This is a genomic window from Xanthobacter oligotrophicus (assembly GCF_008364685.1).
Lineage (GTDB): Bacteria > Pseudomonadota > Alphaproteobacteria > Rhizobiales > Xanthobacteraceae > Xanthobacter > Xanthobacter oligotrophicus.
Genome location: NZ_VTTL01000001.1, coordinates 223103 through 235251 on the forward strand (window position 1 = coordinate 223103; position 12149 = coordinate 235251).

A 12149-nucleotide genomic window follows, 5' to 3' on the forward strand; every position below is an offset into this window, starting at 1 on the left:
AGGTGACCAAGATGGCGGACATCAGCCTCGAAGCCATTGCCGGAAAACTCAATCGCGTCGGCTACGAGGCCTTCTTCCAGGCCTTGCGCCACGCCAAGAGCGCGGGCAACCGCAAGCTCGAGCTGGCGCACTGGCTGTTCCACCTCCTGCAGAAGGACGCCGTGGACCTGACCTTGACCCTCGACCGCAGCAAGTTGGACCGGCCCCGCATCATCGCCGACATTGGCCGGACCGTGGACGGCTTCCGGCGCAACGAGACCGAGATGCCGGGGGTCTCCGACGCCATTTCCGACGTCCTCGACCGCGGCTGGCACTATGCGACGCTGGCCTTCGGCGAAACCCAGATCCGCACCGGCCATGTCCTGGTCGGGGCGCTGAAATCAAAGGAGCTCAGGCGCGAACTGGTGGCGCTCTCGCCGGAATTGGGCAAGCTCAATCCGGACACGGTGGCCGCCGAGCACCGCGCCCTTTGGGCCGGCTCAGAGGAAGAGACGCTCCGGCCCATGGACGGTTCGGGTCTCGTCGCGGCGAATGCGAACGCTTCCGCGGCGGCGGGCAGCACGGCTGCTCGCGCGCAAACCGCCCTCGACCGTTTCTCCCAGGATCTCACCGCGAAGGCGGCCCAAGGCGGCATGGACCCGGTGCTCGGCCGCGACGAGGAGATCCGCCTGGTGATCGACGTGCTGCTGCGGCGGCGGCAGAACAATCCGATCCTCACCGGCGAGGCCGGCGTGGGCAAGACCGCTATCGCCGAAGGCCTCGCCCAGCGCATCGCCAGCGGCGACGTGCCGCCGCCACTCAGGGGCGTGCGCCTGGTCGCCCTCGACATCGGGCTGATGCAGGCCGGCGCCTCCATGAAGGGCGAGTTCGAGCAGCGCCTGCGCTCGGTGATCGACGAGGTGCAGGCCTCGCCCACGCCCATCATCCTGTTCATCGACGAGGCGCACACCCTCATCGGCGCCGGCGGCGCGGCGGGCACGGGCGACGCGGCGAACCTCATGAAGCCGGCGCTAGCGCGAGGCACCCTGCGCACGGTGGCCGCCACCACTTGGTCGGAATACCGGCAATATATCGAGAAGGACCCAGCGCTCACCCGCCGGTTCCAGCCGGTGCAGGTGGACGAGCCGGATGCGCTGCGCTGCGCGCGCATGCTACGCGGCGTCATCGGCCCCATGGAGAAGCACCACAAGGTGCGCATCTCCGACGCTGCCGTGGTGGCGGCGGTCGACCTGTCCCTGCGCTATGTGCCGGCCCGCCAATTGCCCGACAAGGCGGTGAGCCTTCTGGACACGGCCTGCGCGCGCGTCGCCATCAGCCAGTCCACCACGCCCGCTGCCATCGCCGATGCGCGGGTCATGCTGGAGGCGCTGGCGAAGGAGAAGGCGGCCCTCGTCGCTGACCGGGATCTCGGCATCGACAGCGTAGCGCGGGTTGAGGAGATCGACGCCGAGACCGCGCGCCTTCAGGACGCCATCGCGGCGCTGGAGGCCGAATGGGCTGCGGAGAAGGCGCTGGTGGAGGAGGTTGCCACCCTGCGCGGCCAACTCCACGAAGCCGAGAACCCGCCTGCTCCGGCAACCACCGACCGCGCCGGTGATCCCTCCGGCGAGCCGGTGGAGGCGGCGCCGGGCGCCATCGACGCGGCGCGGGCCGCGCTCGACGCCAAGGCAGCGGAGCTTCAGGCCATCCCCACCGAGAAGCGCATGATTCACGCGTATGTGGATGCCCAGGCGGTGGCCTCCGTCATCTCGGACTGGACCGGCGTCCCGGTGGGCCGGATGATGAAGAACGAGATCGAGAATGTGCTCGCCCTGCCGGAGATCCTGAACCGGCGCGTGGTCGGCCAGAGCCACGGCCTCGCCATGATCGCCAAGCGCATCGAGACCAGCCGGGCCAAGCTCGACAATCCCAACAAGCCCATCGGCGTGTTCCTGCTGTGCGGCCCGTCCGGCGTCGGCAAGACCGAGACGGCGCTGGCGCTGGCGGAAGCGCTCTATGGCGGGGAAACCAACATCATCACCATCAACATGAGCGAGTTCCAGGAGGCGCACACGGTGTCCTCCCTGAAGGGTGCGCCCCCCGGCTATGTGGGCTATGGTGAGGGCGGGCGCCTCACCGAGGCGGTGCGCCGCAAGCCTTATTCCGTGGTGCTGCTGGACGAGGTGGAGAAGGCCCACCCGGACGTACATGAGCTGTTCTTCCAGGCGTTCGACAAGGGCATCATGGAGGACGGCAACGGACGGCGCATCGACTTCAAGAACACACTGATCATCCTCACCTCCAACGTGGGGACCGACCTCATCATGGACCTGGCGCGCAACCCGGAGCACCTGCCGGACGCCGAGGCGCTGGCGGCGGCACTGCGGCCCGAGCTTCTGAAGGTTTTCCCGCCGGCGCTGATCGGCCGCCTCGTGGCGATCCCCTATTACCCGCTGTCGCCGCAGATGCTGGGCGGGATCGTTCGCCTGCAGCTCGACCGAATCGGCAAGCGCATCCGCGACAACCACAAGGCGGCCTTCGCCTATGACGACGCGGTGGTGGACCATATCGTCGCCCAGTGCAACGACCCGGATTCCGGTGGGCGCATGATCGACAACATCATCACCAACACGCTTCTGCCGGCGCTTTCGCGGGAGTTCCTGAAGGCGGCGATGGAGGGCGGCGAGGTGCGGGAGGCGACGGTGGGGATGGGCGAGGGTGGGTTTGTGTATGGGGTGGGATTATTACCCGGCGCAATAAGATAGATATAGCGTATATGTAGAAGTATTAAATATTGAAATCGTCTTTAAATGGATTTTAATAGGTATTAAAATTAATCTACACAACAGATGGAGGCAGAAATGAGTGCGCCTGTGGAGGCTGGATCAGAATTGGGGCTGAAGTTTTTAACATCTAAACTAGACGAGTACATGATAAAAAATGGCGTACAAGAGCAGCTTAGATCAAATATTATAAATTCCATAGAAATGATGTATGAATATATACCATATGCAATGTCAAAAGACCCTTCAAATCCAAAAGTTTTTGGAGAATTTATGGCGATAAAATTAGGAAAAATGGCGAAATATTCGAACGATGATGATATAAAGTGTGCTATTTCTATACTTGAATTCATTTTATCTGTAAAAAAACTTATAGATTTCAAGGGTGGTGGTGGGTATCCGCCTCTCCTGGCTTTGATGTGGGGTCTAGCGATGCTGAATTTGATTGAGGTTGGCAATAGTTGTTCGGCTGTTCAGGAGGCGACGTATCATCTTTTTCTGAAGGAAAATAGCGCCAAAATCATGGAGATACGCCGATTTATTCCAGATTATAGCAACTTAGTATGTAAAAAAGAAATAAAAAGAATGCCTTAAAAATTATCACAATTTGCGGTTAAATAAATGTTGAAGCCGCTTACCCCCTCCACCCCCGCCGAAGCCATCGCCCTCGGCGTCACCTTCCTGCGCGCCGGCAAGCTGGACGGGGCGGCAAACGTGTTTGCCCAGGTTCTGGAGCATTTTCCCGATCATCCCGATGCCCTGCACTTCGCCGGCATCCTGAAGGCGCGGCAGGGGGATGGGGCGGGGGGCATCGCCATGGTGCGGCGCGCCGTGGCGATGCGGCCGGACAATGCCGGCGCCTGGAACAATCTCGGCAACCTGCTGATGCGGGAGGACCGAACCCAGGAGGCGGCCGAGGCCTATCGGGAATGCCTCGCCCACGCCCCGGCCTATCCCGAGGCGCTGGCCAATCTGGGCCTGCTCATGCAGGTGGCCGGCGGCATCGATGCTGCAACGGAGCGATGAGATGAGCGAAACTCGGAAGAATTTATACATAATAATGCCAAATAGTCGAGCTTTTGACGTGCATAAATTTTCATCTGAGTTCAGGTCTGCCTTCAAGGGGCGAGGCCTGGACGCGGATGCCGCCTCGAATGCAGTCAGAATGCTAAACAAAATGGTGTCTGACGCAAGAATTACAGATAAGCGCCAGATGGCATATATGCTCGCCACCGCTCACTGGGAAACCCGGGTGCGGCATAAAGTCGTCGTGGTGAAGGACGGGAAGCCGAAGACAAAATACCTGTACTCGGCGTTTACACCTGTCGGCGAGTTGGATAAGGGCCGGGGGCGACTCTATTCGTTGACGGTGAAGGTAAAGGCGCTTGGCGATGGAACCGCGCGGGTGACGGAGCAAGACGGCGATCAATTCATTGTCAAGAAAGACGGGTCCTATTCATCGCTCACAAAAGGCGCGCACGCCGACAATAGCGGAAAGAAGAGGGATTATATTATCAATGGTGCATTTAAAATATGTGAGACATATAAAGATGATGATGGTGCCGAACATGCTTATTACGGAAGGGGGCTCGTCCAGCTGACGTGGTGGTATAATTATGCAAAACAGGGCTTTCAAATCGGCAGGGGGCTGGACCTGTTATTTGATCCCGAATCTGCCGAGGATTACGACGTTGCATATAGCTTGATGGCTCAGGGAATGACCACCGGGAGCGGCTTTGCGAACGGAAAGAGGATGTCGCAATTCTTCACCGCGACGCACACGGATTATGTGGGGGCGAGGGCTATTGTGAATGGCCGGGATCACAATGCCGAAATTGCCGAGATCGCCCAGCAATACGAGCAGATCCTGGCCACATCGGAAGTACATGTCTCCGAGCCCCGCCCCATGAAAGAGGCATCCCTTCCGCTGAGGTTGCCGTGATGAAAAAGTTGATCTGATAACGTGGAAACCACCCCCTCCGACGCCATCGCCCTCGGCGTCACCTTCCTGCGCGCCGGCAAGCTGGACGGTGCGGCGAACGTGTTCGCGCAGGTGCTGGAGCACTTTCCGGACCATCCGGACGCACTCCATTTCGCCGGCATCCTGAAGGTGCGGCAGGGGGATACGGTGGGTGGCATCGCGTTGGTGCGCCGGTCGGTGGCGCTTGCCCCCGCCAATGCCGGCGCCTGGAATAATCTCGGCAACCTGCTCATGCGCGAGGAGCGCACCGCTGAGGCCGCCGAGGCCTACCGGCAATGCCTCGCCCACGCCCACGCCCATCCGGAGGCGCTGAGCAATCTCGGCCTGCTCATGCGCATCAAAGGCGACATCGCTGCCGCCGAGGACCACTACCACCGCGCCCTCGCCGTGCGCCCCGATTTCCCCGAAGCGCTCAACAATCTGGGCGCCATCGCGCTGGCCCGGGGCGACCTTGCGGCCGCCGAGGCGCACCTCGCCCGGGCGGTGGCGCTGGAGCCCACCTTCTCCGGCGCCCGCCTCAACCTGGGCGAGGTGCTCACCCGGCAGGGCCGGCTCAGGGAAGCGGCCGCCAATTTCTGGGAGCAACTGGCATCCGGTAATGGCGAGGGGGTGGCCTACAAGCTCCTGGTCTATGCCCTGGTGGAGACCGGGCGCCGGGACGAGGCCGTCGCCGTGGCGCGGCGCTGGCTGGCAGAGGCGCCGGAGGATCCCGCCGCCCGCCACCACCTCGCCGCTCTCACCGGCGAGGACGCTCCCGCGCGCGCCGACGACGCCTATGTGGAAGAGGTGTTCGACCGCTTCGCCGAGACGTTCGAGGCGGCCCTCGGGCGGCTCGATTACCGCGCCCCGGCGCTGGTGGGCGCGGCGGTGGCCGACCTCCTGCCCGCGCCCGATGGCGGTCTTGCCATCCTCGACGCCGGCTGCGGCACCGGCCTGTGCGCGCCGCTGCTGAAGCCCTACGCGACGCGGCTCGACGGCATGGACCTTTCCGCCGGGATGCTGGAGAAGGCGGCCGCGCGCGGCCTCTATGATCGCCTCGACAAGGCGGAGATCACCGCCGGCATGGAAGGCCGGCCCTTAGCCTACGACCTCATCGCCTGCGCCGACACGCTCTGCTATTTTGGCGACTTGGCCTTCGTGCTCACCGCCGCCGCCACGGCGCTGCGCCCCGGCGGACGACTCATCTTCACTGTCGAGGCGCTGGAAGCGCCGGATGACGCGACACCGGATGCCCCCGCCTTCCGGCTCCATCCCGGCCACGGTCGCTATGCCCACACGGCCGCCCACGTGCGCGCGGTCGCCGACACCGTCGGCCTCCACGTGGAGCTGATGCGCAAGGAGGAGCTGCGCAAGGAAGGCGCCATGCCAGTGGACGGCTTCCTCGTGGCCTGCCGCCGCCCGGCGGAGGCGTGACGCGGCGACCTTGCCCGGCGCGGTGCGGGACGCCGTGGCAGGCGTTCACCTGCCAAAAATGTTGAACCCTCCCGCTGGATAGGGCCTCCATGATAGGGATGAAGTTGCCGATGTCTTCGTTGGAGATCGGCAAGAGGCTCTCGCAAGCTTGGCGGCGCCGGACCACGAGGATCCGGTGGCGATGCTTCATGGTGGCCACGCCGGCGCGGCCCATTCCCGCCGCGCCGCTGTTTCCGCCGCGAGGCTTTGTTCGCCGTCATGCCCACGAGCGTTGGAGATCGATCCGGAGACGGCTGTGCGTCCGCTTCGCTTATTGGTTTTACCTGAGCACCGGCGCACCGCAGCGCCAGTGGCATCCGTGCGCTTCGCTGGCGTCAGCCTCCTGCTCCTCGCAGCCGCGTTCGGGACCAACGCGCGCGCCAATGACAGCACCGCGGAACTGGGCGCCGGAGGGCTCCAGCTCACGGTGAATTCGGGCATCACCATGAAGTCCGAGGACCTGAAGATCTCGGTGGCGGGGATCGACATCGCCTATGCCTTCGAGAATACCGGCGACACGCCCATAACCACCCTCGTGGCCTTCCCTTTGCCCATGCTCCGGGCCGGCGATCCCGACATCGCCGATGCCCTGCCGCGCGAGGGTGATCCGCTGAACTTCGTGGGTTTCACCGTGCAGGTAGACGGCAAGACCGTCACGCCCGACGTGGAACAGCGCGCCTCCATCCTCGGCATCGACATCACCGACCGGCTGAAGGCGGACGGCATCCCCCTCAATCCCTATGTGCAGCACAAAGCTCGGACCGCTCTCGCCCGTGTGCCGAAGGACAAGCGCGCCTTCTACGTCAGCCATGGCCTCGCCGTATGGTCCGACGACGAACCGCTCTCTGTTCAGTGGGACGTCGCCACCACCTTCTTCTGGCAGCAGACCTTTCCCGCCAAGGGCGTGGTGAAGGTGCAGCACCATTATGTGCCGGTGTCGGGCTCTGGCCTCCTCACCGCCGCCGCCGACCCAGCGACAGGCGAGACCCTGGCGCGACGCCACTGCCTGCAGGCCGCGGCGCTGGACCAGCTCCGCACCACCGCTGCGCCGGCCGGCGCCTTGCGGCGTGCGTCCGTCGAATATGTGCTGCGCACCGGGGCCAACTGGGCTGGCCCCATCGGCCGCTTCCGCCTCACCATCGAAAAGCCGTCCGCCGATACGGTGATGGCGGTGTGCGCACCCGGCCTCCTGGTGCCGGCCTCGCCCACCGTCTCGGTGTTCGAGGCCATGGATTTCACGCCGACCTCCGACCTCGAGATCTTGTTCCTCCATCCCGACCGGGACCAGGCGGTACAGGAACGCGTGGGCGGGGAGCGGCCCGGCCCGGCGCGGTGAGCCATGGCGTTCGGCAAAGCAGAGCATAGAGTGCCACGGTGGCGTCCACCGATTTCCGGGATGACGGGGGAATGGACGCGCCGGTCGGAGCGGTTCTCCGTTTCCATCGGCACCGATATCGCGTCCTGCCCTGCCCCGGCCGAGACCAAGGCACATGACGGCGCACGGGGGAGGCATGGGAGGAAAGCGCGCCCGCAACAGGCTGGTCATCCGCGCCACGCCGTCGGCCTCGGCGCTTTTCTTGTTACCGTAGGCTTGCTTCTCGCGGCCCCACCGGGGGCGTCGGCTCAGGGCAAAGTTCAAGACAAGATTCTTGTGCGTTTCCCGGTGGGCAGCGGGCAGAAAGCGGTCGGTGCTGTGCCCGGTGCGGCGGATGCCGAACCCACCGGCCCCTCGGCCCTCTATGCGGACGGCAGCGGCAAGCTCTATCTCCTGGACCAAGTGAACGGGCGCATCCTCAGCATAGAGGCCGCCGTGCCCGGTCGCGTCCCGGAGGTCCGAAAGCTGCCGGACAACCTCGTCCCAAGCGACCTCATCGCCCTGAAGGACCGGCTCTACGTCTGGGACGGACGGCCCTACGCCCTGGACCCGAAGGAGACCGGCCGCTCCGGCGACATACCGGTGCTGGAGGCGCGGGCGGTAGGGGACGCGGACGACGTGGCACGTTCCGCCTTCGCCCAGATGGGCTCGCAGACCCCGTCCAGCGACGCCGAGGTGGTCAACGCCGCCGGCCGCAGCCTGTCACTCGAGCATCTCGACGTCCCGGTCCGCCAAGTTCTCGCTGCCCGAGCCGCCGGATCCCTGACCGCAGACATCCTGCCACAGCCGGACGGCAAGAGCGCCGTGGTCGAGATCCGCCCGGAAGCCGATCCTCTGCAAGTGACGCGCTTCAGGGTCCGCGTCGTCGACAAGCTCGGCCTGGTGGAGGTGCTCGAGGTTGACCGCTCCGGCAACGTGTTTGTCTTCACAGAGAACGTGCCCGCCAAGGCCGGCGGACGGGCGGCCCTATTCGTGGCGCGCTATTCCCCGAGGGGGAGGCTCGAGGTAATCTATGACCCCCCGGTGGCGCCGGACCAAACCAGCACTCGCCGCTTCGTCACCATAACGCCCGACGGCAAGGTCCTGTTCCTCAAATCCGACGCAACTGGCGTGGCCATCCTCGATCTCACCGCCCGCAAGCCCAAGGGGCAGGTGCTCGAGCCGCCTCCTGTCCGCACGGCCGCCATCGATCCAACGGGTCTGCCCGAACCCGGCTTCATCACCGCCATACGGCCCAATTCCCGGCTTGGTGTCATCCAGATCGGCTTGGCCTTTGAGGGCCTGAAGTGGCAAGTGACATCGGCGAATTACGGGCCGGAACACGACAAGTCATGCCTCGGCTTCGACGGCCGGGTACGGCGCCCGGCTTATCTCCAAGGCAAGGTGGGCCAAGAGGTTCGCGGGGTCCCCTATTGCTGGGGCTGCTTCGGCAGCCTCACCCAGTTCAAGCGCAGGGTCGATTCCGGAACGCTCGCAGGTAATTGGTGCACGCGGGAGGATCCGCGCCGCGACACGATCGGGGTCGACTGCTCGGCATTCGTCAGCGCCGCCTGGGGCCTGTCGCGCCACTACACCACAGCCGACATTCCCGGTATCACCCGCCGTCTCGACAATCCGTGGGACCTGAGGCCAGGCGACGCGCTGAACAAGCCGGGGTCCCACGTCATGCTGTTCGTGCAGTTCACGCCGGACCGCAAGGTGGAGGTGCTAGAGGCCGCGACGGGAGGCTGCAACGGGCGGGTGTGCCGCAATATCTATCCTCTTTCGGTTCTGCTGGCCCGAGGCTACCAGCCTGTGCGGTATCCGGCCTTGACCGATTGAGCATCACACGCCGCCGTACCGCCGGACGGGATGCCGGAGGGACCCGGGCGGGCCGCCGGGCGGATCCAGCCGGGGCTTGGGACGTGGCTGGGAAAGCTGCAGTCGGGCCGGCGCGAAGCGCTGCCCCCGGCTTATCGGGGTGGATCATCGGCGCATGCGCGACCTGAGGACATGGATGATGCTTGTGCTGGGGGTGGTCACGCTCCTCGCCGGCTCGCTATCGTCAGCGCATGCCGAGCGCCGCGTGGCCCTGGTGATCGGCAATTCCTCCTACCGGTCCATGACGGCGCTCAAGAACCCCCGCAACGATGCAACCGACGTGGCCACCTCGCTGCGCGATCTCGGCTTCGAGGTGATGCTGCGCACCGACATGGAGCGCGGCGCCGTGCGGGCGACACTGAAGGACTTCTCTCGCATGGTCTCGGGGGCCGACACCGCGCTATTCTATTTCGCCGGGCACGCCCTTGAGTTTCGCGGCCAGTATTTCCTCGCGCCCATCGACGTAGCACTCGAGGACGGGGACGCCCTCAAGTACGACATGCTGTCCGCCGAGGATGTGCGCGAGTTACTCGACAAGGCGACGGGGATGCGCCTGATGATCTTCGACGCCTGCCGCAACGACCCGCTGGACCCGGCCGGTGCCTTCTCGCCCGAGGCGGCGCGCACGGTCCGGCAGGACACGCTGCTGCGCGCGCTCGACGGGGCGAAGGGCGGTCAGGGCATGGTGGTCGCCTATGCCACCGCTCCCCTCGACGTGGCCGAGGACGGCAAGGCGCGCAACAGCCCGTTCACGCGGGCGCTGCTGAAATGGCTCATGGAGCCCGACCTCGACGTTCGACCGCTTTTTCAGCACGTCTCCCGCGATGTGCATGAACAAACACGGGGGCGCCAGGTGCCGGAGATCAGCCTTGCCCTGAGCGGCCCCTACATCCTGAACCAGACCGAATCCCACAACACCGTCTGGCTCAGGATCCGGCAGTCGTCGGATCCCATCGACTTCCGCGACTTTCTCGCCCGCTTTCCCTATTCGGAGCACGCGCCCAATGCGACGCGGCGGCTCGCCGTGCTGGAACGCGCGCAGCGCCTCGCTGAACAACGCCGCGCCGAGGAGGAGCGCCTGCGGCGGGAGGAGGCCGAGCGCCGCGCCTCCGCCGAGCGGGCCGAGCAGGTACGGCAGGCGGAGGAACGCAGGCGCACCGTCTGCGGCGAGGAGCGCGACCGGATCAACGCGTTGCGCACCTTGGGGCCACGCGATGCGCTGGAACGTCTCAAGGCCGCATCCACCTGCCTGGAAGAGAGTGGCCCTCTGGTGGATGCGGCCCTCAACGAGCTGTCGGAGCGGGAAGCCCGCGAGCAGCACGCACAGGCCGAGGCTGCTGCGTGCCGACAGGAAGGGGCGCGCGTGCCACAGTTGGCTGCCGCCGGGCGCAAGGACGAGCTTGCCGCCCTTGACGCTGGCACCCGCTGCATGGAGACGCACCGGCTGGCGCGCGAGGCGATCGCTGACATCGAACGACGTGACGAAGAAGAACGCTCGCGCCAGCGCACGACCGCCGCCCGCCGCGCGGAAGCGGAACGCCAAGCGCAGGAGCTGCTGCGCCGCCAGGAGATGTGCGCCGAGGAGGCCCGCAGCATCCGCGACACCGCCAGCGGTGATGGCGCCCGTGCTCGCCTCGATGCGCTCTCCGGCCGACTGGGGTGCAACGAGAATTCCGGCCTGCTGGAGACGAACCTCAGGGCCGCCACCACACGGGAAGCCAATATGAAGGAAGCGGCAGAAAGGGAAGCCGTAGCGAAGGAAACCAGCGCTCGGGAGACGGCCGAGAAGGACGCCGCCGCCACGGCCGCCGCGGCGAAGGCCACAGCAGCCAAGGAAGCTGCGGCCAGGGAAGCTGCGGTGCAGGCTACCGCGCGAGCCACCTGCACCGCAGAGGTGGCGGCGTTCACCGCGCTCGACCCGGTGGATCCGGCGCCGCTCGCGGCGTTCGCTCGCACCGCGCGGTGTCCGGACGTGGCGACCGCGGCCCTCGCCCAGATGCAGCACATCGTGGCGGAGCGCGACCGTCTGGAGCAGTCCTGCGCTCACGATCGGATTGAGTTCGAGCACCTCCGGCAGATGGGCTCCGAGGGGCGCTTGCGGCTGGAGCAACTCGGCGCCGCCACCGCCTGCGAGGGCCTCAAGCCCCTGGTGCTAGCGGCGCTGGGGACAAGCAGTCTCCCGAATGAGCCGTCGCCGCCCGCCGTCAATGCGCCGGAGCAACTCCGCCGGGCCTCGAAAGCCCTCCGGCACATGGGCTGTTTTGACGGCAACGCCGACGACGGGTCGCTCGACAGCGTCCGGCAGGCGGTGCGTAAATACTACACGGTGCGTGCCATGGACCCTCCGCCACGTGATGTGGATGACGCGGTGGTGAAGCAGCTCGAAGGCGAAGGACGGCGGCGGGTATGCCCGCTCGAATGTCCAGAGGGCGAACGGGTGAAGGGCGACCGCTGCGTGCCCTCAACCGCCTCCCAGCCGCACCAGCGTGAACGTGACGCCGTGAAGCCGGCACCGCAAAAACCCGCGCCCCGGCCGGCCCAGAAGCCAGCGGCCTCGCCCAAGCCGGCGGCGGCACCGCCACGGCCATCGCCTCCAGTGGCGGCGGCTCCCGCGCCCAAGCGCCAACCCAGCATCATCCTGGGGAACTGAGCATGTGGGTCTACGATCCGCCGCCGCTCCACCGGCATGACGGCCCGAACTCGGACCGCCCCGCCAGCC

The 12149-nt window shown here is 65.7% G+C and carries 8 protein-coding genes; all 8 read left to right on the plus strand.

The genetic code is table 11. The annotated features are described in order from the left end of the window. Positions 1-11 precede the first annotated feature (11 nt). The 8 genes from tssH (at position 12) to FZ033_RS01055 (ending at position 12080) form a co-directional block, all read left to right on the plus strand. Positions 12-2744, plus strand: a complete 2733-nt coding sequence (gene tssH, locus FZ033_RS01020; protein WP_149574325.1) for a type VI secretion system ATPase TssH — start codon at positions 12-14, stop codon at positions 2742-2744. Positions 2745-2840: 96 nt separating this feature from the next. Then, a complete protein-coding gene (locus FZ033_RS01025) occupies positions 2841-3356 on the plus strand; it encodes a hypothetical protein (protein ID WP_149574326.1) in 516 nt (171 codons plus the stop codon). 27 nt (positions 3357-3383) lie between these two features. Next, positions 3384-3788 carry a tetratricopeptide repeat protein gene (locus FZ033_RS01030; RefSeq protein WP_149574327.1) on the plus strand — a complete coding sequence of 135 codons (405 nt, stop codon included), beginning with the start codon at positions 3384-3386 and terminating at the stop codon, positions 3786-3788. Position 3789: 1 nt separating this feature from the next. Beyond that, entirely contained in the window at positions 3790-4704 is a 915-nt protein-coding gene (locus FZ033_RS01035; protein WP_188079229.1) for a lysozyme family protein, read from the plus strand. 21 nt (positions 4705-4725) lie between these two features. Continuing rightward, the gene (locus FZ033_RS01040) at positions 4726-6156 is read left to right on the plus strand and encodes a tetratricopeptide repeat protein (RefSeq protein ID WP_149574329.1); all 1431 of its coding nucleotides are present in this window, start codon (positions 4726-4728) and stop codon (positions 6154-6156) included. A 358-nt stretch (positions 6157-6514) separates the two neighbouring features. Beyond that, complete coding sequence (locus tag FZ033_RS01045; protein WP_188079230.1) at positions 6515-7531, plus strand: DUF4424 family protein; 1017 nt, start codon at positions 6515-6517, stop codon at positions 7529-7531. A 60-nt stretch (positions 7532-7591) separates the two neighbouring features. Further along, complete coding sequence (locus FZ033_RS01050) at positions 7592-9391, plus strand: hypothetical protein (RefSeq protein WP_149574331.1); 1800 nt, start codon at positions 7592-7594, stop codon at positions 9389-9391. A 154-nt stretch (positions 9392-9545) separates the two neighbouring features. Beyond that, complete coding sequence (locus FZ033_RS01055) at positions 9546-12080, plus strand: caspase family protein (RefSeq protein ID WP_149574332.1); 2535 nt, start codon at positions 9546-9548, stop codon at positions 12078-12080. Positions 12081-12149 lie beyond the last annotated feature (69 nt).